The sequence below is a fragment of the Escherichia sp. MR genome (genome assembly GCF_005280595.1).
GTDB classification, from domain to species: domain Bacteria; phylum Pseudomonadota; class Gammaproteobacteria; order Enterobacterales; family Enterobacteriaceae; genus Escherichia; species Escherichia ruysiae.
Genome location: NZ_SZVK01000004.1, coordinates 60,562 through 86,191, shown reverse-complemented (window position 1 = coordinate 86,191; position 25,630 = coordinate 60,562). Strand labels below are relative to the sequence as shown.

The 25,630-nt window shown below is 52.0% G+C and carries 23 protein-coding genes; 12 read left to right on the top strand and 11 right to left on the bottom strand.

Annotated elements, in window-relative coordinates; all coding sequences use genetic code 11:
• Nucleotides 1–49: 49 nt before the first annotated feature.
• Both purN and purM read right to left on the bottom strand, forming a co-directional pair.
• Complete coding sequence (purN, locus tag FC814_RS03210; RefSeq protein WP_001028605.1) at nt 50–688, bottom strand: phosphoribosylglycinamide formyltransferase; 639 nt, start codon at nt 686–688, stop codon at nt 50–52.
• Nucleotides 688–1,725, bottom strand: a complete 1,038-nt coding sequence (purM, locus tag FC814_RS03205) for a phosphoribosylformylglycinamidine cyclo-ligase (protein ID WP_010344571.1) — start codon at nt 1,723–1,725, stop codon at nt 688–690. Before purM ends, purN begins: the two co-directional genes overlap by 1 nt.
• 322 nt (nt 1,726–2,047) lie before the next feature.
• On the opposite strand from purM, the gene upp reads away from it, so the two are divergent.
• From upp to FC814_RS03190, 3 genes are all read left to right on the top strand, one after another.
• Nucleotides 2,048–2,674 (top strand): uracil phosphoribosyltransferase, encoded by a 627-nt coding sequence (gene upp, locus FC814_RS03200; protein ID WP_001295473.1) that lies wholly within the window; start codon nt 2,048–2,050, stop codon nt 2,672–2,674.
• 85 nt (nt 2,675–2,759) lie between these two features.
• Nucleotides 2,760–4,049, top strand: coding sequence for a uracil permease (uraA, locus tag FC814_RS03195; RefSeq protein WP_000198328.1), 1,290 nt, complete (start codon nt 2,760–2,762; stop codon nt 4,047–4,049).
• Between the two features lie 94 nt (nt 4,050–4,143).
• A complete protein-coding gene (locus tag FC814_RS03190; RefSeq protein WP_001307333.1) occupies nt 4,144–4,845 on the top strand; it encodes a DnaA inactivator Hda in 702 nt (233 codons plus the stop codon).
• A 137-nt stretch (nt 4,846–4,982) separates the two neighbouring features.
• On the opposite strand, the gene arsC is transcribed toward FC814_RS03190, so the two are convergent.
• Nucleotides 4,983–5,342: an arsenate reductase (glutaredoxin) gene (arsC, locus tag FC814_RS03185; protein WP_000166470.1), complete on the bottom strand. Its 360-nt coding sequence runs from the start codon at nt 5,340–5,342 to the stop codon at nt 4,983–4,985.
• A 20-nt stretch (nt 5,343–5,362) separates the two neighbouring features.
• Nucleotides 5,363–6,826, bottom strand: a complete 1,464-nt coding sequence (gene bepA / locus FC814_RS03180; RefSeq protein WP_000489665.1) for a beta-barrel assembly-enhancing protease — start codon at nt 6,824–6,826, stop codon at nt 5,363–5,365.
• 212 nt (nt 6,827–7,038) lie between these two features.
• On the opposite strand from bepA, the gene FC814_RS03175 reads away from it, so the two are divergent.
• On the top strand, nt 7,039–8,100 hold the full coding sequence (locus FC814_RS03175) for an AI-2E family transporter (RefSeq protein WP_000892038.1): 1,062 nt from the start codon (nt 7,039–7,041) through the stop codon (nt 8,098–8,100).
• Nucleotides 8,101–8,175: 75 nt separating this feature from the next.
• Here FC814_RS03175 and bcp read toward each other — a convergent pair whose 3' ends face one another.
• Nucleotides 8,176–8,646, bottom strand: coding sequence for a thioredoxin-dependent thiol peroxidase (bcp, locus tag FC814_RS03170; RefSeq protein ID WP_001068678.1), 471 nt, complete (start codon nt 8,644–8,646; stop codon nt 8,176–8,178).
• On the bottom strand, nt 8,646–9,218 hold the full coding sequence (locus FC814_RS03165; protein ID WP_000176182.1) for a glycine cleavage system transcriptional repressor: 573 nt from the start codon (nt 9,216–9,218) through the stop codon (nt 8,646–8,648). Before FC814_RS03165 ends, bcp begins: the two co-directional genes overlap by 1 nt.
• A 146-nt stretch (nt 9,219–9,364) precedes the next feature.
• On the opposite strand from FC814_RS03165, the gene dapA reads away from it, so the two are divergent.
• The 6 genes from dapA to ypfH all read left to right on the top strand — a co-directional run bounded on the left by dapA (nt 9,365) and on the right by ypfH (nt 16,053).
• Nucleotides 9,365–10,243, top strand: a complete 879-nt coding sequence (gene dapA, locus FC814_RS03160) for a 4-hydroxy-tetrahydrodipicolinate synthase (RefSeq protein ID WP_010344577.1) — start codon at nt 9,365–9,367, stop codon at nt 10,241–10,243.
• 16 nt (nt 10,244–10,259) lie between these two features.
• Entirely contained in the window at nt 10,260–11,294 is a 1,035-nt protein-coding gene (gene bamC, locus FC814_RS03155; RefSeq protein ID WP_137325504.1) for an outer membrane protein assembly factor BamC, read from the top strand.
• A gap of 212 nt (nt 11,295–11,506) precedes the next feature.
• Nucleotides 11,507–12,220, top strand: a complete 714-nt coding sequence (gene purC / locus FC814_RS03150) for a phosphoribosylaminoimidazolesuccinocarboxamide synthase (protein ID WP_001295467.1) — start codon at nt 11,507–11,509, stop codon at nt 12,218–12,220.
• A gap of 167 nt (nt 12,221–12,387) precedes the next feature.
• Nucleotides 12,388–13,251 (top strand): neutral zinc metallopeptidase, encoded by an 864-nt coding sequence (locus FC814_RS03145; RefSeq protein WP_001267512.1) that lies wholly within the window; start codon nt 12,388–12,390, stop codon nt 13,249–13,251.
• Nucleotides 13,252–13,265: 14 nt separating this feature from the next.
• Complete coding sequence (gene tmcA / locus FC814_RS03140) at nt 13,266–15,281, top strand: tRNA cytosine(34) acetyltransferase TmcA (RefSeq protein WP_137325503.1); 2,016 nt, start codon at nt 13,266–13,268, stop codon at nt 15,279–15,281.
• 73 nt (nt 15,282–15,354) lie between these two features.
• A complete protein-coding gene (gene ypfH, locus FC814_RS03135; RefSeq protein WP_137325502.1) occupies nt 15,355–16,053 on the top strand; it encodes an esterase in 699 nt (232 codons plus the stop codon).
• Between the two features lie 128 nt (nt 16,054–16,181).
• Here ypfH and FC814_RS03130 read toward each other — a convergent pair whose 3' ends face one another.
• From FC814_RS03130 to FC814_RS03120, 3 genes are read right to left on the bottom strand one after another with little or no spacing between them, the layout of a single operon-like run.
• Entirely contained in the window at nt 16,182–16,382 is a 201-nt protein-coding gene (locus FC814_RS03130) for a YpfN family protein (RefSeq protein WP_000383836.1), read from the bottom strand.
• A gap of 27 nt (nt 16,383–16,409) precedes the next feature.
• Nucleotides 16,410–17,537, bottom strand: a complete 1,128-nt coding sequence (dapE, locus tag FC814_RS03125; protein WP_001277782.1) for a succinyl-diaminopimelate desuccinylase — start codon at nt 17,535–17,537, stop codon at nt 16,410–16,412.
• Between the two features lie 3 nt (nt 17,538–17,540).
• The gene (locus FC814_RS03120; RefSeq protein ID WP_137325501.1) at nt 17,541–17,897 is read right to left on the bottom strand and encodes an ArsC family reductase; all 357 of its coding nucleotides are present in this window, start codon (nt 17,895–17,897) and stop codon (nt 17,541–17,543) included.
• Nucleotides 17,898–18,275: 378 nt separating this feature from the next.
• Here FC814_RS03120 and ypfM point away from each other — a divergent pair, with 378 nt between their 5' ends.
• Nucleotides 18,276–18,335, top strand: coding sequence for a protein YpfM (gene ypfM, locus FC814_RS03115; protein ID WP_001386977.1), 60 nt, complete (start codon nt 18,276–18,278; stop codon nt 18,333–18,335).
• A gap of 98 nt (nt 18,336–18,433) precedes the next feature.
• Here ypfM and acrD read toward each other — a convergent pair whose 3' ends face one another.
• Together acrD and narQ are read right to left on the bottom strand one after the other, a co-directional pair.
• Nucleotides 18,434–21,547, bottom strand: coding sequence for a multidrug efflux RND transporter permease AcrD (acrD, locus tag FC814_RS03110; protein WP_137325500.1), 3,114 nt, complete (start codon nt 21,545–21,547; stop codon nt 18,434–18,436).
• A 163-nt stretch (nt 21,548–21,710) separates the two neighbouring features.
• Nucleotides 21,711–23,411, bottom strand: coding sequence for a nitrate/nitrite two-component system sensor histidine kinase NarQ (narQ, locus tag FC814_RS03105; protein ID WP_137325499.1), 1,701 nt, complete (start codon nt 23,409–23,411; stop codon nt 21,711–21,713).
• A 205-nt stretch (nt 23,412–23,616) separates the two neighbouring features.
• Here narQ and aegA point away from each other — a divergent pair, with 205 nt between their 5' ends.
• A complete protein-coding gene (aegA, locus tag FC814_RS03100; protein WP_001078905.1) occupies nt 23,617–25,596 on the top strand; it encodes a formate-dependent uric acid utilization protein AegA in 1,980 nt (659 codons plus the stop codon).
• The last annotated feature ends 34 nt before the right edge of the window (nt 25,597–25,630 follow it).

Genomic DNA, 25,630 nt, shown 5'->3' with positions numbered 1-25,630 from the left:
GTGAATTGAAAAACGCCAACGCAGGGCTGGCGCTTTAACTACGGCGGCGTTACTCGTCGGCAGCGTAGCCCTGCGGCGGCAGACGCTGACCATCCAGCCACGCGGCGTTTTCGTGCATCTTCAGACGACCATCGGCAAACCAGCTAATCACCAGCGGATAAATAGCGTGCTCCTGGGTTTGTACGCGGGCGGTGATTTCATCTTCTGTATCACCGGCAAATACCGGGACTTTTGCCTGTAAAATAACCGGCCCACCGTCCAGTTCATCGGTAACGAAATGCACCGATGTACCGTGTTCCTCGTCGCCATTTTCCAGCGCCTGACGATGGGTGTGCAAACCGGGATATTTTGGCAGCAGGGAAGGGTGAATGTTCAGCAAACGACCAGCATAGTGGGAGACAAACGCCGGGCTGAGAATGCGCATAAAACCGGCCAGTACAACCACGTCGGGAGCGTACATATCGATCTCGTGAATCAACTCCCGGTCATAGGCTTCACGACTGTCAAACGCGCTGGCGATGAGCGTATGCGTTGCAATACCGGCTTTGCGGGCGCGTTCAAGGCCGAACGCGTCGGCCTTATTACTGAAAACTGCCCGTAGGGTGCCTTTAATTTTGTTGGTTTTGCAGGCGTCTATAATTGCCTGCAAGTTACTTCCGTTGCCGGAAATAAGCACCACAATATTCATTATTCGATAACCACGCGTTGTTCGGAATCAGAGGCTTTGATGATACCGATTTTCCACGCGTTTTCACCGTTGGCATTAAGCAGAGTGAGAGCTTTGTCCACTTCCGGAGCAGGCAGGGCGATAATCATCCCGACGCCGCAGTTGAAGGTGCGATACATTTCATGGCGCTCGACATTACCCGCCGTTTGCAGCCAGTTGAACACTTCCGGCCACTGCCAGGAGGATTCATCAATGACTGCCTGAGTGTTTTCCGGCAATACGCGCGGAATATTTTCCCAGAAGCCGCCACCGGTCAGGTGCGCAATAGCGTGCACGTCGACCTTTTCGATCAACTCCAGCACTGACTTCACGTAAATGCGGGTCGGTGCCAACAGATGATCGGCTAATGGCTTACCATCAAGTTCGGTAGTTTGTGGATCACAACCGCTGACTTCGAGAATTTTGCGCACCAGCGAATAGCCGTTCGAATGCGGACCGCTGGAGCCAAGCGCAATCAGCACATCGCCGTCGCTGACTTTAGAACCGTCGATGATTTCTGATTTTTCTACCACGCCAACGCAGAAACCCGCAACGTCATAATCTTCACCGTGATACATCCCCGGCATTTCCGCCGTTTCGCCACCTACCAGCGAACACCCGGATTGCAGACAACCTTCGGCGATGCCGCTGATCACTGATGAAGCAGTATCGACATCTAATTTTCCGGTTGCGTAATAGTCGAGGAAAAACAGCGGCTCAGCGCCTTGCACCACCAGGTCATTAACGCACATGGCGACCAGATCGATACCAATGGTGTCGTGACGTTTTAAGTCCATTGCCAGGCGCAGCTTGGTGCCTACACCGTCAGTGCCGGAAACCAGCACGGGTTCACGATATTTTTGCGGCAACGCACACAGCGCACCGAAGCCGCCCAGACCGCCCATCACTTCCGGGCGACGCGTTTTCTTCACTACGCCTTTGATTCTTCCAACCAGAGCATTACCTGCGTCTATATCAACACCGGCATCTTTGTAGCTAAGAGAGGTTTTATCGGTCACTGCTTGGGTCCCCACGCGTTACTTGCGGTAGAAAAATAAAATTCGGCGCAATTCTAACAGGGAAAGCAAACGTTTGCGAGACTGCTTTACATAACCTTTTTTAACCTCTTTTTACCGAGAGAGTGACAAAAAATGTGTACATAGAGAGGATGAATGATTTTTTGCCAGGATAATTACCACTATTAACTATTTGATTATAAAATAACTTTATCTAAAATCTTTATGATCTTGACTGAAGTCAACGAAAATAATATTGCCGCCTTGAAGAAAGGCGGTATAATCCGTCGATTTTTTTTGTGGCTGCCCTCAAAGGAGAAAGAGTATGAAGATCGTGGAAGTCAAACACCCACTCGTCAAACACAAGCTGGGACTGATGCGTGAGCAAGATATCAGCACCAAGCGCTTTCGCGAACTCGCTTCCGAAGTGGGTAGCCTGCTGACTTACGAAGCGACCGCTGACCTCGAAACTGAAAAAGTAACCATCGAAGGCTGGAACGGCCCGGTGGAAATCGACCAGATTAAAGGTAAGAAAATTACCGTGGTGCCGATTCTGCGCGCTGGTCTGGGGATGATGGATGGCGTGCTGGAAAACGTTCCGAGCGCGCGCATCAGCGTAGTCGGTATGTACCGTAATGAAGAAACGCTGGAACCAGTACCGTACTTCCAGAAACTGGTTTCTAACATCGATGAGCGTATGGCGCTGATCGTTGACCCAATGCTGGCAACCGGTGGTTCCGTTATCGCGACTATCGACCTGTTGAAAAAAGCGGGCTGCAGCAGCATCAAAGTTCTGGTGCTGGTCGCTGCACCAGAAGGTATCGCTGCGCTGGAAAAAGCGCACCCGGACGTCGAGCTGTATACTGCATCGATTGACCAGGGATTGAACGAGCACGGATACATTATTCCGGGTCTTGGCGATGCCGGTGACAAAATCTTTGGTACAAAATAAAGAATAAAAATAATTAAAGCCGACTTTAAGAGTCGGCTTTTTTTTGAGTAAAGCGCCTATAACACATAATACAGAGGAATATACTATGACGCGCCGTGCTATCGGGGTGAGTGAAAGACCGCCACTTTTACAGACAATCCCGCTTAGTTTGCAACATTTGTTCGCCATGTTTGGTGCAACCGTCCTGGTGCCCGTCTTATTTCATATTAACCCGGCGACTGTACTGTTATTTAACGGTATCGGGACGCTGCTGTATCTCTTCATCTGTAAAGGGAAAATCCCGGCTTATCTTGGTTCCAGCTTTGCCTTTATTTCACCGGTATTGTTACTGTTGCCATTGGGATATGAAGTCGCGCTGGGCGGCTTTATTATGTGCGGCGTGCTGTTCTGCCTGGTCTCTTTCATCGTGAAGAAAGCGGGAACCGGCTGGCTGGACGTGCTGTTTCCACCTGCGGCAATGGGCGCAATCGTTGCCGTCATCGGTCTGGAGCTGGCGGGCGTAGCTGCTGGTATGGCGGGTTTACTCCCGGCTGAAGGGCAAACGCCAGACTCCAAAACCATCATCATCTCTATTACCACCCTGGCGGTCACGGTTTTAGGTTCCGTGCTGTTCCGTGGTTTCCTGGCAATTATCCCGATTTTAATTGGCGTGCTGGTGGGTTACGCGCTCTCCTTCGCCATGGGAATTGTCGATACCACGCCGATTATTAATGCTCACTGGTTTGCGCTGCCAACCCTCTATACGCCGCGCTTCGAGTGGTTCGCTATTCTGACTATTCTGCCAGCGGCATTAGTGGTTATTGCCGAACACGTAGGTCACCTGGTAGTAACGGCTAACATTGTCAAAAAGGATTTGCTGCGCGATCCGGGTCTGCACCGTTCGATGTTCGCTAACGGCCTGTCGACTGTGATCTCCGGTTTCTTTGGCTCCACGCCAAACACCACCTACGGGGAAAACATTGGCGTGATGGCGATCACCCGTGTTTACAGTACCTGGGTTATCGGCGGCGCGGCGATTTTCGCTATCCTGCTTTCCTGCGTCGGTAAACTGGCTGCTGCTATCCAGATGATTCCATTGCCGGTGATGGGCGGCGTTTCGCTGCTGCTTTACGGTGTCATCGGTGCTTCCGGTATTCGTGTGTTGATCGAATCGAAAGTGGATTACAACAAAGCACAGAACCTGATCCTGACTTCCGTGATTTTGATCATCGGCGTCAGTGGTGCCAAGGTAAACATCGGCGCGGCGGAGCTGAAAGGCATGGCGCTGGCGACTATCGTCGGTATCGGCTTAAGCCTGATCTTCAAACTGATTAGCGTGCTGCGCCCTGAAGAAGTGGTGCTGGACGCAGAAGACGCAGATATAACAGACAAATAATGTACCGACCGGGCAGTGCTGCTGCCCGGTTCAAACATCATGGGATTCTGTGGTAAACTTCTCGCGATTTTGTGAAATCCTGGTTGAGGTATCTCTGAACACACCGGCACAGCTCTCTTTGCCACTTTATCTTCCTGACGACGAAACCTTTGCAAGTTTCTGGCCGGGGGATAATTCCTCTCTACTGGCCGCGCTGCAAAACGTGCTGCGTCAGGAACATAGCGGTTACATCTATCTCTGGGCACGCGAAGGCGCGGGGCGCAGCCATCTGCTGCACGCGGCTTGCGCGGAATTGTCGCAGCGTGGTGATGCGGTGGGCTATGTCCCGCTGGATAAACGCACCTGGTTTGTACCTGAAGTGCTCGACGGTATGGAGCATTTGTCGCTGGTTTGCATCGACAATATCGAGTGTATTGCCGGCGATGAGTTGTGGGAGATGGCGATTTTCGATCTCTACAATCGGATTCTGGAGTCGGGCAAAACACGGTTGTTGATCACCGGCGATCGCCCACCGCGTCAGTTGAATCTGGGATTACCGGATCTCGCGTCGCGTCTTGACTGGGGGCAGATCTACAAATTGCAGCCACTTTCTGATGAAGATAAGTTGCAGGCGCTACAGTTACGCGCGCGTTTGCGTGGTTTTGAACTGCCGGAAGATGTGGGACGCTTCTTGCTGAAGCGGCTCGACAGAGAGATGCGCACGCTATTTATGACGCTGGATCAGCTTGATCGCGCGTCGATTACCGCGCAACGTAAGCTGACCATTCCGTTTGTGAAAGAAATTCTGAAGTTGTAGATAAGGTGTTTATTGTCGGATGCGGCGCGAGCGCCTTATCCGACCTACGCGAAGTTAATCCATAGTATTCCTGGGCCGGACAAGACGCGGCAAGCGTCGCATCCGGCAATGTGCCTTAACTAGCGATGGGGCACATCTTAATCCACGATTTCCAGCACTTGCTCCGGTGGACGTCCAATCCGCGCTTTGCCATTGGCGACCACAATCGGGCGCTCCATCAGCTTCGGATTATCCACCATCGCCTGAATCAGCGCCTCTTCGCTAAGCGAACTGTCAGCCAGGTTCAGCTCTTTATAAAGATCTTCTTTCTGGCGCATCAATTCACGGGCGCTATTCATCCCCAGCATTTTCAGCAAATCGCGCAGCGTTGCCGCATCGGCGGGAGTCTCAAGGTAGAGCACCACTTCTGGCTCCACGCCGTTTTCTTTCAGCAGGGTCAGCGTTTCCCGGCTCTTTGAACAGCGTGGGTTATGGTAGATTTTTACCTGTTTGGTCATTGTTCTTCCTTTAATGCAAATTACATCTTGGTATAAGGCTTAAAGCGTTCCTGCAACTGGCGCAACTGGTCGATGCGCGCATCGTAACGCGCTTGTTGCAGGCTGCCTAATTTCACCTGCGAACTGGCGCTACTCAACAAGGAAATTGCCTGATCGAGTCGCCCGGCGAGCGCATAACCTTCTGCTCGCGCTGCCAGTTCCTGATCGCGATTATTTAGCGCGGCCTCCGCCTGTGCCAGTAAATCCCAGCCATTGCTGTCATCTTTATTGTTAAAGGTGTAGCGGTTCAGAATATTGGCGGCTTCCTGTGGTTGCCCCCCTTGCAGATAAGCGTTCGCCAGGTTGAGCTGCAACACAGGATTGGTGCGCAAATCACGGGCATTTTTCAGGCGATTGATCGCGTCATTGGCTTTGTTTTGCCCAAGATCGATATCGGTAGCTAGATCGAGATACCACGCGTTGCCGGGTTCTGCCGCCAGTAACGGTTGCAGCGTTTTCCGTGCCTCGTCGTATTTATTGGCTTCCATCGCCTGTAGAGCACGACCATATTGCGCCGCTCGTTGCTGACGAACGTTACCTTTTGCCCATTCATCCAGCAAATCACTGGTGAGCTGATTACGTCCGGAATTGTACATCCCCAGTGTGCGCGCTTTCGCCAGATAGAAATCTTCTGACGACTGCACCACCATTGGGCGCATCTGATTGGCACGGTTACGGGCATCAGCCAGACGGCTTTCCGGCAGCGGGTGAGTCAGCAAAATTTCCGGCGGACGCGAAGAGTAACGTGCCTGATCGAGCAGTTTTTCGAGGAAGGTCGGCATCGCCTGCGGATCGAACCCCGAGCGTTGCAGCACTTGAATACCAATGCGGTCCGCTTCCTGTTCATTTTGCTGGGTGAAGCTGATCATCCCCTGGCGCGTTCCAGCCAGTGTACCGGTCAGCGCCGCCATCCCCGCCTGCGGGCTGGCCATTGCCAGTAAAATAGAACCTAACGCCCCGACCCAGGTCAGTGGCGCGCTGCGCTGCTGATCTTCCATCGCTCGCGCCAGGTGACGTTGGGTGACGTGGGAGATTTCGTGCGCCATAACTGAAGCCAGTTGACTTTCGTTATCGGAATAACGGAACAGGGCAGAGTGCAGCACCACGTTGCCGCCAAAGAAAGCAAAGGCGTTAATTTCGTCATTGTTGATCAGAAAGAAATGAAACGGTGTCTTAACTGAGTTGGCATGTGAAACCAGGCGCATCCCCAGCGAATTAATATATTGCGTTAATAGCGGGTCATTAATTAACGGTGCGCTGCCGCGTAGCTGGCGGACATAATAGTCGCCCATCTGCATTTCCTGTCCAATGGAAAGCGTGCTTCCTGCGGAGGTTCCCATATCCGGCAAGGTGTCTGCGCTATCGGCAAACGCCGGGGCTACCTGACCGATGGTCATAGCAGCAATGAGGGTTGCAACCAGGTTTTTTTTCAACTGCCTGAACATAACCTCTGTCCTGTATTTCTGGAGATAGTCATTTGACCGATACTGTAAAATATCGTTCCCACCGCGCCGTCTTTGAGTGTAACGGCGAAGATTAACCCACTCAAATGACTTTTCAGTTTCCTGAATCCGTCATAAAAAGCGAAGTCTTTTTTGTGACATTTCGATACAATTGCGGATCGCAATCCCGCTCTTGAGGTTCAGGGAAGGTCTTTATGCTCGAAATGTTGATGCAATGGTATCGCCGCCGTTTTAGTGATCCGGAAGCGATTGCCTTGCTGGTTATTTTAGTTGCCGGATTTGGCATTATCTTTTTCTTTAGTGGCCTACTCGCACCGTTGCTGGTTGCTATTGTGCTGGCCTATTTGCTGGAATGGCCAACCGTGCGCCTGCAATCTATTGGCTGTTCCCGCCGTTGGGCGACGTCGATTGTATTGGTGGTTTTCGTTGGAATTTTGCTGCTGATGGCGTTCGTGGTACTGCCTATCGCCTGGCAGCAGGGCATATATTTAATCCGCGATATGCCGGGGATGCTCAATAAGCTATCTGATTTTGCCGCCACGTTGCCGCGCCGTTATCCGGCGTTAATGGATGCGGGCATTATTGATGCGATGGCCGACAATATGCGCAGCCGGATGCTCACCATGGGCGATTCGGTGGTGAAAATCTCTCTCGCATCGCTGGTGGGCCTGCTGACCATTGCCGTCTATCTTGTTCTGGTGCCGCTGATGGTCTTTTTCCTTCTGAAAGATAAAGAGCAAATGTTGAATGCCGTCCGCCGGGTGCTTCCGCGTAACCGTGGGCTGGCAGGTCAGGTCTGGAAGGAGATGAACCAGCAAATCACCAACTACATCCGTGGCAAGGTACTGGAGATGATTGTGGTGGGGATAGCCACCTGGCTGGGGTTCTTGCTTTTCGGGTTGAACTATTCACTGCTGCTGGCGGTGCTGGTCGGTTTCTCGGTGCTTATTCCGTACATTGGCGCATTTGTGGTGACCATTCCGGTGGTCGGCGTGGCGCTATTCCAGTTTGGCGCTGGCACTGAATTCTGGAGCTGCTTCGCGGTTTATCTGATTATTCAGGCGCTGGATGGCAACCTGTTAGTACCGGTGTTGTTCTCCGAAGCGGTTAACCTGCATCCGCTGGTGATTATTTTATCGGTGGTGATCTTCGGTGGTCTGTGGGGATTCTGGGGGGTGTTCTTTGCCATTCCTCTGGCGACGCTAATTAAAGCGGTAATCCATGCCTGGCCCGATGGTCAAATTGCGCAAGATTAACCTCCATTCCGCTATATCGCCGGAGGTGAGGAGTGCTGGCCGCAAGCGCAGCCAGCACGGAATGGAGCAAAGTAATCAGGCGTGTTCTTTCAGCCAGTTAATCACTACGTCGTGGTGATTGCTGGTTTTGAAATCGTCAAAGACATGTTCGATTTTGCCGTCAGCATCGATCAAGAAGCTGATGCGGTGAATACCATCGTAGGTTTTGCCCATGAAGGACTTCTCTCCCCAGACGCCGAATTGTTCGCACACCTGGTGGTCTTCATCAGACAGAAGCGTAAAGTTGAGCAGCTCTTTTTCCGCAAAACGGAAGAGTTTTTCGGGTTTATCGGTGCTAATACCCAGTACATCAACACCGGCTTTTTTCAACTCATCCATGTTATCGCGTAAGCCACAGGCTTGTACGGTACAGCCGGGGGTCATGGCTTTCGGGTAGAAATAAACCAGAACACGCTGTCCCTGGAAGTCGGTCAAATTAACTTGTTCTCCGTCTTGATCCGGCAAGCTAAATTTCGGTGCGATGTCACCGGCTTTCAGTGGATTCATTACTTAACTCCATCCTGTTCATCATGTTGGGAATAATTGACGACGCTAATACTGCCTTGCGCATTGAGTTCTGTACATAGTGCTTTGAAAGCTTGTTCAATATTTGCTGAATCCGCAGACGCCGGGCTGTGGGCGGTTATCTGAATATGCAGTTGCGCAGCTCGTTCATTTTCAGCAGGTTGCGTGCGAGACACTAGCTCCGCAATGTTCATATGGTGCGCGTCAAAAAGTGCGGTAAAGCGTTCAATTAAATGCGGTGAATCTGCCACATCGATCTGAACCCAGACAGATGCTGGCATCGGCGGACGCGGACGAGCCGTCGTGCGCTTCATCACGATTAAAAGATCCAGTTCGGCACCTTTCAACGGTAACGTTGATTCGATCAAGGTGATTGCGTTCCATGAACCGGAAAGCAGCATGATAAAGGTGAACTCTTCTCCCAGCATCGCCAGGCGACTGTCTTCAATATTACAGCCGCAACTACTGACATGACGGGTGATAGTGTTCACAATTCCTGGGCGATCGGCACCCAGCGCAGTGATCACCAGATAATGTTGCGATGACAGTGTCAAACCGGTTATTCCTTCAAGGGGGAGAGTAGCTCTTAAGGAAAGCATAAAAAAAACATGCATACAACAATCAGAACGGTTCTGTTTGCTTGCTTTTAATGCCATACCAAACGTACCATTGAGACACTTGTTTGCACAGAGGATGGCCCATGTTCACGGGAAGTATTGTCGCGATTGTTACTCCGATGGATGAAAAAGGTAATGTCTGTCGGGCTAGCTTAAAAAAACTGATTGATTATCATGTCGCCAGCGGTACTTCGGCGATTGTTTCTGTTGGCACCACTGGTGAGTCCGCTACCCTGAATCATGACGAACATGTTGATGTGGTGATGATGACCCTGGAGCTGGCTGACGGGCGTATTCCGGTGATTGCCGGAACCGGCGCTAACGCTACTGCGGAAGCCATTAGCCTGACACAGCGTTTCAATGACAGTGGCATTGCTGGCTGCCTGACGGTGACCCCTTATTACAACCGCCCGTCGCAGGAAGGTCTGTATCAGCATTTCAAAGCCATCGCTGAACATACTGACCTGCCGCAAATCCTGTATAATGTGCCGTCCCGTACTGGCTGCGATCTGCTACCAGAAACGGTGGGCCGTCTGGCGAAAGTAAAAAATATTATCGGAATCAAAGAGGCAACAGGGAACTTAACGCGTGTTAACCAGATCAAAGAGCTGGTTTCAGACGATTTTGTTCTGCTGAGCGGCGATGATGCGAGCACGCTGGACTTCATGCAGTTAGGTGGTCATGGCGTTATTTCCGTTACTGCTAACGTCGCAGCGCGTGATATGGCTCAGATGTGCAAACTGGCGGCAGAAGGGCATTTTGCCGAGGCACGCGTTATTAACCAGCGTCTGATGCCATTACACAACAAACTATTTGTCGAACCCAATCCAATCCCGGTGAAATGGGCATGTAAGGAACTGGGTCTTGTGGCGACCGATACGCTGCGCCTGCCAATGACACCAATCACCGATAGTGGTCGTGAGACGGTCAGAGCGGCGCTTAAGTATGCCGGTTTGCTGTAAAGTTTAGGGAGATTTGATGGCTTACTCTGTTCAAAAGTCGCGCCTGGCAAAGGTTGCGGGTGTATCGCTTGTTCTGTTACTCGCAGCCTGTAGTTCTGACTCACGCTATAAGCGTCAGGTGAGTGGTGATGAAGCCTATCTGGAAGCGGCACCGCTTGCGGAGCTTCATGCCCCGGCAGGAATGATTTTGCCGGTGACTTCCGGTGATTATGCAATACCGGTGACCAACGGTAGCGGTGCTGTCGGTAAGGCGCTGGACATTCGTCCACCTGCCCAGCCGTTGGCGCTGATTTCCGGCGCACGTACCCAGTTTACGGGCGACACCGCCTCGCTGCTGGTAGAAAATGGTCGTGGTAATACTTTGTGGCCGCAGGTTGTTAGCGTGCTGCAGGCGAAAAACTACACCATTACCCAACGCGATGATGCTGGTCAGACGCTGACTACCGATTGGGTGCAATGGAATCGTCTGGACGAAGACGAGCAGTATCGCGGTCGTTATCAAATCTCTGTTAAACCGCAGGGTTATCAGCAGGCGGTAACGGTGAAACTGCTGAACCTGGAGCAGGCGGGCAAACCGGTTGCAGACGCGGCTTCCATGCAGCGTTACAGCACGGAGATGATGAACGTCATTTCCGCCGGTCTGGATAAATCCGTGACCGATGCGGCTAATGCGGCACAAAACCGTGCTTCCACCACCATGGACGTACAAAGTGCTGCTGATGACACAGGCTTACCAATGCTGGTCGTTCGCGGGCCGTTCAACGTGGTTTGGCAACGTCTGCCAGCGGCGCTGGAAAAAGTGGGCATGAAAGTGACCGACAGCACCCGTTCGCAGGGCAGCATGGCCGTGACCTATAAGCCGTTGTCTGACAGCGACTGGCAGGAACTGGGCGCGAGCGATCCAGGCCTGGCATCCGGTGACTATAAACTGCAAGTCGGTGATTTGGATAACCGCAGCAGCTTGCAGTTCATCGATCCGAAAGGCTATACGCTGACTCAAAGCCAAAACGACGCACTGGTATCTGTCTTCCAGGCAGCGTTTAGCAAGTAAAAATACAGGGCTGGAGTAATCCGGCCCTTTTTTCTGTTATGATACGCAAACGTGTGCGTCGGCAGAAAAACGCGATTTTAGCGTTAATTCGCACGAAATTTGTTTGTCGGACACAGGTCAGATAAGGCGTTCACGCCGCATCCGACAAAATATCCGGCACACCAGACAGCAAAAGATTTTAAAACGTTAATTCACACCCAGGAGTGATAAAGATGCAAAAGCAAGCTGAGTTGTATCGTGGTAAAGCGAAAACCGTATACAGCACGGAAAACCCGGATCTGTTGGTGCTCGAATTCCGCAATGATACGTCAGCAGGTGATGGTGCGCGCATTGAGCAGTTTGATCGCAAAGGTATGGTGAACAACAAGTTCAACTACTTCATTATGAGCAAACTGGCTGAAGCGGGTATCCCGACTCAAATGGAGCGTCTGCTCTCCGATACTGAATGTCTGGTGAAAAAGCTGGATATGGTGCCGGTTGAGTGTGTCGTACGTAACCGTGCTGCTGGCTCTCTGGTGAAACGTCTTGGAATTGAAGAAGGTATTGAGCTGAACCCGCCGCTGTTCGATCTGTTCCTGAAAAACGATGCCATGCATGACCCGATGGTTAACGAATCTTATTGCGAAACCTTTGGCTGGGTAAGCAAAGAGAACCTGGCACGTATGAAAGAACTGACCTACAAAGCGAACGACGTGCTGAAAAAACTGTTTGATGATGCCGGTCTGATTCTGGTCGACTTTAAGCTGGAGTTTGGCCTGTACAAAGGCGAAGTGGTACTGGGCGATGAGTTCTCCCCGGACGGCAGCCGCCTGTGGGACAAAGAAACGCTGGAGAAAATGGACAAAGACCGTTTCCGCCAGAGCCTCGGTGGCCTGATCGAGGCCTATGAAGCCGTCGCCCGCCGCCTGGGTGTACAGTTGGACTGATTTTTCTATTCATCATCTTGCCGTGCTGCTGGCACGGCAAGATGACTGCTCTTGTAATACGTGAATTGAACGCTCATTCCTCCATCATTTCCTCCCGTTTTTCTGTGGTAATCTTCCTCTGAAGCACCTACGATCATCACTATAATGAATATATTGTTGAGGTATCTATGCGCTGGCAAGGGCGTCGTGAAAGTGACAATGTTGAAGACAGGCGAAACAGCTCTGGTGGCCCGTCAATGGGCGGCCCCGGTTTCCGTCTGCCAAGCGGTAAAGGTGGGCTGATTTTACTGGTAGTGGTGCTGGTTGCTGGCTACTATGGTGTTGATTTAACTGGGTTGATGACCGGACAGCCGATTTCCCAACAGCAATCAACGCGCTCAATTAGCCCAAATGAAGATGAAGCAGCAAAATTCACCTCGGTAATTCTGGCAACCACGGAAGACACCTGGGGACAGCAATTCGAGAAGATGGGTAAGACTTATCAGCAACCGAAGCTGGTGATGTATCGCGGAATGACACGCACCGGTTGCGGCGCCGGACAGTCCATTATGGGGCCGTTCTATTGCCCGGCGGATGGTACGGTCTATATCGATCTCTCTTTCTATGATGACATGAAAGACAAACTGGGCGCGGATGGTGATTTCGCTCAGGGATACGTTATCGCCCATGAAGTCGGTCATCATGTGCAGAAACTGTTAGGCATTGAACCGAAAGTCCGTCAATTGCAACAAAACGCGACGCAGGCGGAAGTGAACCGCTTGTCTGTGCGTATGGAACTCCAGGCCGACTGTTTTGCCGGTGTCTGGGGGCACAGTATGCAGCAACAAGGCGTTCTGGAAACTGGCGATCTGGAAGAGGCGCTGAATGCGGCGCAAGCCATCGGCGATGACCGCTTACAGCAGCAAAGTCAGGGGCGGGTAGTGCCGGACAGCTTTACTCATGGTACATCCCAACAACGCTATAGCTGGTTTAAACGTGGTTTCGACAGCGGCGATCCGGCACAATGCAATACTTTCGGTAAAAGCATTTAACTTTCGGGGCAGGGATGGCTGAACTGACCGCGCTACACACATTCACAGCGCAAATGAAACGCGAAGGGATTCGCCGCCTGTTGGTGTTGAGCGGGGATGCGTGCTGGTGCTGTGAACATGCACTCAAATTGCGTGACGCATTACCTGGCGACTGGCTGTGGATATCGCCGCAGCCAACTTCTGAAAACCACTGTACGCCAGCGGCGCTACAAACTTTACTTGGGCGCGAGTTCCAGCATTCGGTATTCGATGCTCGCCAGGGCTTTGATGCCGCAGCCTTTGCGGCGCTTGGTGGAACGCTGAAAGCGGGCAGTTGGCTGGTTTTGTTACTCCCTGTATGGGAAGAATGGGAAAACCATCCCGATGCTGATTCGCTGCGCTGGAGTGATTGCGCCAGTCCCATCGCTACACCGCATTTTGTCCAGCATCTCAAACGCGTACTTACGGCGGATAACGACGCTATCCTCTGGCGGCAAAATCAGCCGTTCACGTTGGCGCATTTTGCTCCCCGTACTGACTGGCAATCCGCTACCGGCGCACCGCAACCAGAACAACAACAGATACTACAACAGCTTCTGACTATGCCACCGGGCGTGGCAGCGGTAACTGCTGCGCGCGGACGCGGTAAGTCGGCGCTGGCAGGGCAACTCATTTCCCGTATCGCTGGCAGTGCGATAGTCACTGCGCCTGCGAGAGCCGCAACGAATGTGCTGGCACAATTTGCCGGAGAGAAGTTTCGTTTTGTTGCGCCGGATGCATTGCTGTCCAGTGATGAAAAAGCTGATTGGCTGGTTGTCGATGAAGCTGCTGCAATACCCGCCCCACTATTACATCAACTGGTATCACGCTTTCCGCGTACTTTGTTAACCACTACGGTGCAGGGCTATGAAGGCACCGGGCGTGGCTTTTTGCTGAAATTTTGCGCCCGCTTCCCGCATTTGCAGCGTTTTGAATTGCAACAGCCGATCCGCTGGGCGCAGGGATGCCCGCTGGAAAAAATGGTTAGCGAGGCACTGGTTTTTGACGATGAAACCTTCACGCGCGTACCACAAGGCAAGATCACCATTTCTGCATTTGAACAGACTTCATGGCGAAGCAAGCCAGAAACGCCGTTAAAGGTTTACCAGTTATTGTCTGGTGCGCACTACCGGACTTCACCGCTGGATTTACGCCGGATGATGGACGCGCCTGGACAACATTTTTTACAAGCTGCTTGCGAAAACGAGATTGCCGGGGCGCAGTGGCTGGTGGATGAGGGGGGATTATCTGAAGAGCTCAGTCAGGCGGTATGGGCGGGTTTTCGTCGCCCGCGTGGCAACCTGGTGGCTCAGTCGCTGGCGGCACACGGTAGCAATCCACTGGCAGCAACGTTACGCGGACGGCGTGTCAGCCGCATTGCCGTCCATCCGGCGCGTCAGCGGGAAGGTACAGGGCAGCAACTTATTGCTGACGCTGTGCAATATATGCATGGCCTCGACTATCTTTCGGTGAGTTTTGGCTACACCGAGGAATTATGGCGTTTCTGGCAACGCTGCGGTTTTGTGCTGGTACGGATGGGTAATCATCGCGAAGCCAGTAGCGGCTGTTATACGGCGATGGCACTATTACCCATTAGCGAAGCGGGTAAACAATTGGCAGAATGTGAGCATTATCGTTTACGCCGCGACGCACAAATTCTCTCGCAATGGAATGGTGAAAGCATCTCGGTTGATCCGTTAAACGACATCATGCTTTCTGATAATGACTGGCTTGAACTGGCCGGTTTTGCTTTCGCCCATCGTCCCCTTTTAACGTCGTTAGGTTGTTTAACACGCCTGCTGCAAACCAGTGAACGGGCATTACCGGCGCTGCGAGGACGGTTGCAGAAAAACGTCAGCGACGCGCAGTTATGTACCACACTTAAACTTTCAGGCCGTAAGGCATTGCTGGTTTGCCAACGCGAAGAAGCCGCGCAGGCGCTATTCGCACTTGATGATGTCCGCACTGAACGCCTGCGCAATCGCATAACACAATGGCAATTTTTTCACTGACTCCTTCAATTTTCTCCCATGGTCATTGTGAGTCAGCGGCGTAAAATTAATGACATCAGTTAAGGAGTTCGCCATGAAACATGACCATTTTGTTGTTCAAAGCCCGGATAAACCTGCCCAACAGTTGTTACTGCTTTTCCACGGTGTCGGGGATAACCCGGTGGCAATGGGGGAAATCGGTAGCTGGTTTGCACCGTTGTTTCCAGATGCGCTGGTGGTAAGTGTCGGTGGTGCTGAGCCGAGCGGTAATCCGGCAGGGCGTCAATGGTTTTCGGTACAGGGCGTAACGGAAGAGAATCGCCAGGCGCGGGTGGATGCCATCATGCCGACGTTTATTGAGACAGTACGCTACTGGCAGAAACAGAGCGGAGTAGGGGCTAACGCCACGGCGCTGATCGGGTTCTCACAAGGGGCCATTATGGCGCTGGAGAGTATTAAAGCCGAACCGGGACTTGCCTCACGCGTCATCGCCTTTAACGGACGTTATGCCAGCCTGCCGGAAACGGCTTTTACTGCTACAACAATTCACCTGATCCACGGTGGTGAAGATCCGGTTATCGATCTGGCTCACGCGGTTGCGGCGCAGGAAGCGTTAATTAACGCCGGTGGAGATGTGACGCTGGATATCGTGGAGGATTTAGGTCATGCGATCGATAATCGCAGTATGCAATTTGCCCTGGATCACTTGCGTTATACCATTCCGAAACATTACTTCGACGAGGCGTTAAGCGGCGGTAAGCCTGGCGATGATGATGTGATTGAAATGATGTAAAAGACAGGTGCCGGACGCGTAGGCCGGATAAGGCGTTCACGTCGCATCCGGCTATGATGCCTGATGCGACGCTGACGCGTCTTATCCGGCCTACGGTTGAGCGCCAGACATTATCCGGCCCCTCCAGCTTACTTCTTCGGTTGATCCTTCTTCGGCCAGTCGTCGTCATCGTCCCATTTATCGTTGAAATCACGATGCGGGGGAAGCTCCGGCTTGTTGGCGAGAAATTTCTTATGGTCGACGCGCTTGAGATCTTTGATAACATTCAGCAGGACGCCCACCAAAAAGACAATTACCAGAATCCACCAATATTTAGCCAGCCAGTCCATGCTTTTTTCCTCTTGCAGAACCACTCATCAGGCGACGAGCTGTTCCATGATACGTTGATACATACGGGCAAGTAGCTGCAGGTCGGCAGCGTTCACACATTCATTAATTTTATGAATGGTGGCATTGACCGGCCCAAGTTCCACCACCTGCGCCCCCATGCGGGCAATAAAGCGCCCATCGGACGTTCCGCCTGTGGTCAGTAGCTGCGGTTTAATTTCATTATAGTGCTCAACCGCGTTGACGACCGCATCTACCAGTTTACCGCGCGCAGTCAAAAATGGCTGCCCGGAAAGCCACCAATCGACCGTATAACGCAGTTGATGTTTTTCAAGCAGGGTAAGCACCTGTGCTTTGATCATTTCATCAGTAAGTTCGGTGCTAAAGCGGAAGTTAAACTGTACAAACAGCTCACCCGGAATGACATTATTACTGCCAGTACCCGCCTGAATATTGGCTATTTGCATACTGGTTGCCGGGAAAAACTCATTGCCCTGATCCCACTCGATAGCCACTAACTCATTGAGGAAAGGCGCTGCACGATGTACAGGGTTATCTGCAAGGTGTGGGTAGGCCACATGTCCCTGCACGCCATGAATAGTAAGGTTACAGGTCAACGATCCGCGACGGCCATTTTTCACTACATCACCGACCACTTCGATACTCGACGGTTCACCAACCAGGCAGTAATCCAGCCGTTCACGGCGTGCCATTAAGGTTTCGACCACTTTGACCGTGCCGTTGTGGGCGCTGGCTTCTTCGTCTGAGGTGATCAGAAACGCCAGTCGACCTTTATGGTTGGGATGTTGAGCGACAAAGCGTTCTGCTGCTACCACCATCGCCGCCAGCGACCCTTTCATATCTGCCGCGCCGCGCCCGAATAACATACCGTCGCGAATGGTCGGTTCAAATGGTGGATTGATCCAACGGTCGGCATCGCCAGGCGGTACAACGTCGGTATGTCCGGCAAAGGCTAACGTTTCTCCCTGTCCACGCCACGCCCAAAAATTCTGCGTATCCGCAAAGTCCATGCGTTCGATGGTAAAACCGATCGCCTGTAAACGTTCGGTAATGATTGCCTGACATCCTGCGTCATCAGGACTTAAGGATGGGCGGCGAATAAGCTGCTGTGTCAGCTCAATAACCGGACACGACATAGACTACACCTCATGGAAAAATTGCTGATAACTGGATTCACTGAAACCAAGCAGCATAGGCTTCCCTGGCGCGCAGAGCAATGGGCGTTTGATAATTGCAGGCATTTCAGTCATTAATGCCGCCGCAGAAGCCGCATCGGTGATTTTATTGCGCGTGGTTTCGTCCAGTTTACGCCAGGTAGTACCACGGATGTTGAGTAACGCTTCCCAGCCTAATTCGTTGATAAAACCGTTCAATAATTCGCTGTCCAGCCCATCAACGCGATAATCATGAAAACGATAGTCGATGTTATTGGCTTCCAGCCAACGGCGAGCCTTTTTAATGGTGTCACAATTTTTAATGCCGTAAAGTGTAACCATAATGAATCCTTTTTCGATTTATAAGAATAAATACTCATTTAACGGTCAATACATTTCCCCGACAAATGAATACCAGGGAATATAACATTATTAAGGTGTTTCACTTAACAATTATTAAATAGTTGTGAGCATTTTGAATGTAATTATTAAGAATATTCCCCTAGGTATCTGTATGTATTTCAAACAGAATTAAGCAAGTATTAGAATCCGTATGAATCTGTTGAAATGTTGCTTTGCATCACATAAAAATCCCTGTCTCAGGGCCATAGTATTTACATAGGTTTTGCCCCGGAGGTAGTAATCACTGCAATCGAATAAATTAGCTTCACCACGGTATATTGTTTCCGTAGAATACCCATAATTATAAGAGAGGTTGTTATGATTGAACGTGAACTGGGGAACTGGAAAGACTTTATCGAAGTTATGCTTCGCAAGTAATTACCAGGACAGAAGGTAAAATGAAAGAACCTGATGAACAGGTTCTTTATCAGAAAGTTGAAAAAGGCGACACGTTGGCATGTCGCCTTTTTTATTGCTTATTCCGGGCGTGGCTTCAGAGGGAAACGACGGCGTACCAGCACAAAGAACAGCGGCACGAAGTAAATCGCCAGAATGGTGGCGGAGATCATTCCCCCCATTACGCCAGTACCCACCGCATGTTGACCACCGGAACCGGCACCGCTGCTGATTGCCATCGGCAGTACGCCGAAGATAAACGCCAGCGAGGTCATCAGTATCGGGCGTAAACGCTGGCGGCAGGCATAAAGCGTCGCTTCAAACAGGTCGTGACCTTTTTGGTTCATCTCGTTAGCGAACTCGACAATGAGGATGGCGTTTTTCGCCGATAAACCAATGACCGTTAATAAACCCACCTGGAAGTAAACGTCGTTTTCCAGCCCACGCATCCAGGTTGCCAGCAGTGCGCCGATAACTCCCAGCGGTACAACCAGCATTACCGAGAACGGTACTGACCAACTTTCATAAAGTGCAGCCAGACACAGGAATACCACCAGCAATGAAATGGCATACAGCGCCGGAGCTTGCGCACCGGAAAGTCGTTCCTGGTACGACATCGCCGTCCACTCCAGTCCAAAGCCGTTCGGCAACTGCTTCACTAACGATTCCATAATATCCATCGCTGTACCCGTACTGACGCCCGGTGCGGCTTCCCCGACAATCTCTACCGCAGAATAGCCGTTATAGCGTTCCAGACGCGGCGAACCTGTCTCCCAGCGAGAGGTCGCGAAGGCAGAGAAGGGCACCATCCCACCGTCTTTGTTACGCACATACCACAGGTTGATATCATCCGGCAGCATCCGATACGGCGCGGCGGCCTGCACATAGACTTTCTTCACGCGACCGCGATCCATAAAGTCATTTACATAGCTTGAACCCCACGCGGTTTGCAGCGTGTCGTTAATATCGTCAATGGCAACGCCCAGCGCCTGAGCTTTACGTTGGTCGATATCAATCTGCAACTGCGGACTGTCATCAAGACCGTTATGGCGCACGCGGGTTAATTCCGGATTTTCCGCTGCCAGCGCCAGCAACTGGTTACGTGCAGCCATCAGCGCATCGTGACCCGCTCCGGCGTGATCCTGCAACTCCATATCAAAACCCGCAGAACTGCCAAGACCGCTAATTGCCGGCGGGCTGCTGGCGATAACGCGGGCTTCTTTAATCTTATTAAATTCTTTCGTTGCACGTTCGATAATGGCAAACGAAGTGCCGGTCTTACTGTCGCGCTCACTCCAGTCTTTCAGGCGGATAAACATACGCGCCACGTTTTGCCCGTTGCCGCCAGGGCCTGAACCGACCGTGGCAAATACCGACGTGATATTGTCTTTCTCATGAGTGAAGTAATACTTCTCGATCTGTTCCACCACTTTCAGCGTCTGTTGCTGGGTCGAACCGCTGGGTAGCTGCACCGACGTGGTGAACATGCCACGGTCTTCCAGTGGCAGGAATGACGTCGGCAGACGCAGGAACAGAAACACCATACCGCCTAACAGCAGGACGTAAATCAAAATCCAGCGCAGGCTGCGGTGGAGAATTTTCGCCACCCCTTTCTCGTAGCGTTCGGCGTTACGGTTGAACATCTGGTTAAACCAGGCAAAAAAGCCTTTCTGCCCGTGATGCTCACCTTTTTTCAGTGGCTTAAGTAGCGTGGCACACAGCGCCGGAGTGAGGATCATCGCCACCAGCACCGACAGCACCATCGCCGCAACAATGGTAATAGAGAACTGGCGATAGATAGCTCCGGTCGTGCCGCCAAAGAAGGCCATTGGCACAAATACCGCCGACAGCACCATCGCAATCCCGACCAGTGCCCCCTGGATCTGCCCCATCGATTTACGTGTAGCTTCGCGAGGAGTGAGTCCTTCCTCACTCATAATACGTTCGACGTTTTCCACTACCACGATGGCGTCATCCACCAGCAGACCGATCGCCAGCACCATCGCAAACATGGTTAAGGTGTTGACGCTGTAACCGAAGGCGTAAAGCACGGAGAAAGTGCCCATCAACACCACCGGCACGGCGATAGTTGGAATCAATGTAGCGCGGAAGTTTTGCAGGAACAGATACATGACGAGGAAAACCAGCGCGATAGCTTCTAACAGGGTTTTCACCACGTCTTCAATGGAGGCTTTAACAAACGAGGTGGTTTCATACGCCACCTTATATTCCAGACCGGGAGGGAAGTATTGCGCCAGTTCGTCGAGCCGGTTCAGTACCAGCTTCGCCGTGGCCATTTCGTTCGCGCCGGAAGCCAGTTTTACTCCCAGACCGGAGGCAGGCTTACAATTAAAGCGACTAAGATAATCGTATTTCTCCGCCCCCATTTCGACGGTGGCAACATCGCCCAGTTTCACTTCCGAACCATCCTGATTTACCCGCAAGGTGATATCGCGGAACTGTTCAGGCGTTTGCAACAGCGACTGGGCGTTAATAGTAGCGTTCAATGCTTGTTTATCGACAGAAGGTGTACCGCCAAGCTGTCCGACCGCAATCTGCGCGTTCTGTGACTCAATGGCGTCGGTTACATCTTTAGCCGTCATCTGGAAGCTGTTCAGTTTTACCGGATCAAGCCAGATACGCATCGAATACTGTGAACCATAGGCGTCGATATCACCAACGCCGTTAACGCGGCTTAACGGATCCTGAATATTGCTGGCAACGTAATCGGCAATATCTTGTTTATCCATCGAACCATCGGTAGAGACGAAAGCAATGGTCAGGATGTTAGTATCGCCGGTTTTACGTACTGTCACGCCCTGGTTTTGTACCGCCTGTGGGAGTTTACGCATGGCCGATTGCAGCTGGTTTTGCACCTGTTGCACCGCCTCGTCCGGGTCGGTTCCGGCTTTAAAACTTAAGGTGACAGATGCCTGACCGGTGCCACTGCTTTGTGACGACATATACATCAGGTTATCGAGGCCAGTCATATTCTGCTCGATAACCTGGGTTACGGTGTTTTCCAGCGTCTGAGCCGAAGCGCCTGGATAGTTAGCGGTCACTCGCACGTTCGGCGGCGCGAGATCCGGGTATTGTTCAACGGGCAATGAGAAAATCGCCAGGGTTCCTGTCAGACACAACAGGATTGCCAGTACCCAGGCAAAAATGGGGCGATCAATAAAGAAATTCGCCATTAAAAGAGGACCTCGTGTTTCTGCGTATCGTTGTAGGCTTGACTTGCTTCACTGTAGCGGCAAGGTACGAGCCAATCGTGGAGAAAAAAAGGAGATAATGTAAATTATCATGCCCTTTTATACTGAACCTTAAGTGCCCGTATTCTTTGGTCAACAAGAGGTATTACATCAGTTGACTTTTCTCACCCGCCGCAGAGCGAAAGCTAATACTCACTAACGTGCCGCCGCCGGAAGGTTGCGAAAATGTCAGCGTTCCGCCCAGTCGTTCCGCGCGCTCGCGCATAATATTCAGACCATAATGGCCTTCAGGTTCTTTCGGTTCACCGATGCCAATCCCGTTGTCACGGATATAGACCGTGTGGTTGCCGTCCGGTGCGGTGACGCAGCTAACAGCGATTTCGCTGGCGTTGGCGTGCTTCATCGCATTCAGCACCGCTTCACGAATAATTTGCAACAGATGCACCTGCATTTGCGCATCCAGCGCCAGGGTTGGCAAGCGGCAGTCGAGGGTCAGTTTGGCGCTGGTTTGATTTTGTAATGTATCCAGCATTTCCCGCAGCGCGGAAGGGAGATCCGCCTGCTGCAGCGTGAGGCGGAAAGTGGTCAGCAGCTCGCGTAACTGCCGATACGCATCATTCAATGCCTGGGAAAAATCGGCCATGATACTTTGTGCGGTGGCATTATCTTCCGGTATCGAACGCTTCAGTAACGTCAACTGGATACGCAAATAAGAAAGCACCTGAGCCAGCGAGTCGTGTAATTCGCGGGCGATGGTCGCGCGTTCCTCCATCAACAGCAATTGCTGAAAATGTTTCTGTGCCTGGTTAAAGTACAAACCGCGCCCCAGCATCGATGAAACGCTATTAAGCAGCGGTTCGGAGGCCGACACGTTGCTGTTTTGCCAGTGCAGCTCGCCGTAAACCGTCTCTTGCATGGTCACCGGTAAAATCTGCATCGGCAGTTGCGGGTTGGGCTTTCCTTCGCTAATCCGCCAGTTTTCACCGACATTTAACTCCAGATATTCAGCCGCTTCATTGTCGCGAACAATCTGCAAAATATGGCGGAAACAATGCACATCAATCTGGCTGGTGTTCAGCGCCTGCGAACACTGATACAACACCTCCAGACGGCGCTTGGCCTCGTGGAGATCGCGGGTTTTTTCTTCTACTGACGCTTCCAGCGAACGGTACAATTTATGCAGTTCGCTCGACATCTGGTTAAAGGTTTTGGCCAGCAGTCCCAGCTCATTGGGCAGGCTGGTATCCAGCGGCGGTGAGTCGAACTGACCGTGTTCAATACGCTGACTGGCGGTAACCAGTTGATTCAGTGGGGCAACGACCTGATGGCGTATGCGGCGCAGAGTAAAAAAGACCAGCGTGAAAATACCGATGCCGCCAGCCAGCGAAATCGCCACCACCAGCAGCATTTTGCGTTCAGCGTAGTGCTGTAAAGCCAGCACGAACAGGTCTATCTGATTGACATAATTATCGATATTGGCCTGATACCACGGCAAATCCCCCTTGCTGAGCCGATTATTCATCTCCAGCCAGTTGGCATTCAGATGCGCATAGCGGGTTTTTACTGCCTCTGGCACATACCAGACGTTGAGATTGGTTAATACCGGTGAATGCAGCGCCTGCTGGAACAACTGGCGATGCGCATTGAGTTGTGGACTGCCACTTTGCAAGTCGTAGCCCAGGCGGTAACTCTGCATACGCAGCGATCCGGCAATATTGATCGCCTCAGCGTCGCGCAAACTGCTCGCCAGAGTTAGCAGGGCGATACCCGTGGAAAGAATCGACAGCAGCACAATGTAAAAAAAGGCCCTGGCCAGACTGGCCGAGACGGGTCGTTTAACAATCACACGCGTCTTCTCCACATAAAATCATTAATGTTCCAGGTTGTTGAAACGCAATTTAGTCAGTGATGGGATTATTTGATCTGCCACAGTTTATAGCGAAATAGTTACTTGTTCTGGGCACATGGACATTGCCGATTCCCCTGCAAGTCGGGTAATAACAACACTCATATAAAGAATAAGGTTTTTACAACCAAAAAAGAAGGTCGTTATGAATCGTTTTATTATGGCCAACAGTCAGCAATGTCTGGGTTGTCATGCTTGTGAAATTGCCTGTGTCATGGCTCACAATGATGAGCAACATGTCCTGAGCCAACACCATTTTCATCCCCGAATTACGGTTATCAAACATCAGCAGCAACGTAGTGCAGTGACCTGTCACCATTGCGAAGATGCGCCCTGTGCCCGTAGCTGCCCCAATGGCGCAATCAGCCATGTTGATGACAGCATTCAGGTCAATCAGCAAAAGTGTATTGGCTGTAAATCCTGTGTGGTAGCCTGTCCGTTTGGCACCATGCAGATTGTCCTGACACCCGTCACAGCGGGTAAAGTGAAAGCCACGGCACATAAATGCGATCTGTGCGCAGGGCGAGAAAACGGCCCCGCCTGTGTCGAAAACTGCCCGGCGGATGCGCTGCAACTGGTCACCGACGCCGCACTCTCCGGCATAGCGAAATCTCGCCGCTTGCGCACTGCACGTCAGGAACATCAACCGTGGCATACCAGTACAGCGGCACAAGAAATGCCGGTAATGAGTAAAGTCGAGCAAATGCAGGCAACGCCCGCGCGCGGCGAGCCGGATAAACTGGCAATTGAAGCGCGCAAAACCGGCTTTGATGAAATTTATCTGCCATTCCGCACCGACCAGGCACAACGGGAAGCCTCGCGCTGCCTGAAGTGCGGCGAGCATAGCGTCTGTGAATGGACCTGCCCGCTGCATAACCATATTCCGCAGTGGATTGAACTGGTGAAAGCCGGAAATATCGACGCCGCCGTCGAGCTTTCTCACCAGACCAACACCCTGCCAGAAATTACCGGACGCGTCTGTCCGCAAGATCGCTTGTGTGAAGGCGCCTGCACCATTCGCGATGAGCACGGCGCGGTGACTATCGGCAACATTGAACGCTACATTTCAGATCAGGCGTTGGCGAAAGGTTGGCGTCCTGACTTAAGCCATGTCACCAAAGTGGACAAGCGAGTGGCGATTATCGGTGCGGGGCCTGCGGGGCTGGCCTGTGCGGACGTCCTGACCCGCAGCGGCGTGGAGGTGACGGTATACGATCGCCATCCAGAAATCGGTGGCTTGCTCACCTTTGGCATTCCTTCTTTCAAATTGGATAAATCGCTGATGGCGCGCCGTCGGGAAATCTTCAGCGCAATGGGGATTCACTTCAAACTCAATTGTGAAGTGGGTAAAGATGTCTCTTTGGATTCGCTGCTCGAACAATACGACGCAGTCTTCGTTGGCGTCGGCACTTACCGTTCCATGAAAGCGGGCTTACCCAATGAAGATGCGCCGGGCGTTTATGACGCGCTGCCGTTCCTCATCGCCAACACTAAACAGGTGATGGGGCTCGAAGAGCTACCGGAAGAGCCGTTTATCAATACCGCCGGGCTAAATGTCGTTGTACTGGGCGGCGGCGACACCGCGATGGACTGTGTGCGCACCGCGCTGCGCCACGGCGCAAGTAACGTCACCTGCGCCTATCGTCGTGATGAAGCTAACATGCCCGGTTCGAAAAAAGAGGTGAAGAACGCCCGCGAAGAGGGGGCTAACTTCGAATTTAACGTCCAGCCAGTGGCGCTTGAATTGAATGAGCAAGGTCACGTCTGCGGGATTCGTTTCCTGCGCACGCGTCTTGGCGAGCCGGATGCACAAGGGCGTCGGCGTCCGGTGCCGGTGGAAGGCAGTGAATTTGTCATGCCTGCCGACGCGGTGATTATGGCGTTTGGTTTTAATCCGCATGATATGCCGTGGCTTCAGTCACACGGTGTAACGGTGGATAAATGGGGGCGCATCGTGGCTGATGTTGAAAGTCAGTACCGTTACCAGACGACGAACCCGAAAATCTTCGCCGGTGGCGATGCCGTGCGCGGTGCGGATCTCGTGGTGACTGCAATGGCGGAAGGGCGCCATGCGGCGCAGGGAATTATTGACTGGCTGGGGATAAAATCAGTCAAATCTCACTAATTCCATCCGCAGACAAACCCGACTTCACAGCGTA

Excerpts from the sequence above, each read along its gene's own strand:
- FC814_RS03130 (WP_000383836.1), bottom strand. The coding sequence starts at position 16,382 with ATGGACTGGCTGGCTAAATATTGGTGGATTCTGGTAATTGTCTTTTTG.
- acrD (WP_137325500.1), bottom strand. The coding sequence starts at position 21,547 with ATGGCGAATTTCTTTATTGATCGCCCCATTTTTGCCTGGGTACTGGCA.
- aegA (WP_001078905.1), top strand. The coding sequence starts at position 23,617 with ATGAATCGTTTTATTATGGCCAACAGTCAGCAATGTCTGGGTTGTCAT.
- tmcA (WP_137325503.1), top strand. The coding sequence starts at position 13,266 with ATGGCTGAACTGACCGCGCTACACACATTCACAGCGCAAATGAAACGC.
- purN (WP_001028605.1), bottom strand. The coding sequence starts at position 688 with ATGAATATTGTGGTGCTTATTTCCGGCAACGGAAGTAACTTGCAGGCA.
- dapA (WP_010344577.1), top strand. The coding sequence starts at position 9,365 with ATGTTCACGGGAAGTATTGTCGCGATTGTTACTCCGATGGATGAAAAA.
- FC814_RS03145 (WP_001267512.1), top strand. The coding sequence starts at position 12,388 with ATGCGCTGGCAAGGGCGTCGTGAAAGTGACAATGTTGAAGACAGGCGA.
- upp (WP_001295473.1), top strand. The coding sequence starts at position 2,048 with ATGAAGATCGTGGAAGTCAAACACCCACTCGTCAAACACAAGCTGGGA.
- dapE (WP_001277782.1), bottom strand. The coding sequence starts at position 17,537 with ATGTCGTGTCCGGTTATTGAGCTGACACAGCAGCTTATTCGCCGCCCA.
- uraA (WP_000198328.1), top strand. The coding sequence starts at position 2,760 with ATGACGCGCCGTGCTATCGGGGTGAGTGAAAGACCGCCACTTTTACAG.
- ypfH (WP_137325502.1), top strand. The coding sequence starts at position 15,355 with ATGAAACATGACCATTTTGTTGTTCAAAGCCCGGATAAACCTGCCCAA.
- FC814_RS03120 (WP_137325501.1), bottom strand. The coding sequence starts at position 17,897 with ATGGTTACACTTTACGGCATTAAAAATTGTGACACCATTAAAAAGGCT.
- purC (WP_001295467.1), top strand. The coding sequence starts at position 11,507 with ATGCAAAAGCAAGCTGAGTTGTATCGTGGTAAAGCGAAAACCGTATAC.
- arsC (WP_000166470.1), bottom strand. The coding sequence starts at position 5,342 with ATGACCAAACAGGTAAAAATCTACCATAACCCACGCTGTTCAAAGAGC.
- bcp (WP_001068678.1), bottom strand. The coding sequence starts at position 8,646 with ATGAATCCACTGAAAGCCGGTGACATCGCACCGAAATTTAGCTTGCCG.
- bepA (WP_000489665.1), bottom strand. The coding sequence starts at position 6,826 with ATGTTCAGGCAGTTGAAAAAAAACCTGGTTGCAACCCTCATTGCTGCT.
- FC814_RS03175 (WP_000892038.1), top strand. The coding sequence starts at position 7,039 with ATGCTCGAAATGTTGATGCAATGGTATCGCCGCCGTTTTAGTGATCCG.
- bamC (WP_137325504.1), top strand. The coding sequence starts at position 10,260 with ATGGCTTACTCTGTTCAAAAGTCGCGCCTGGCAAAGGTTGCGGGTGTA.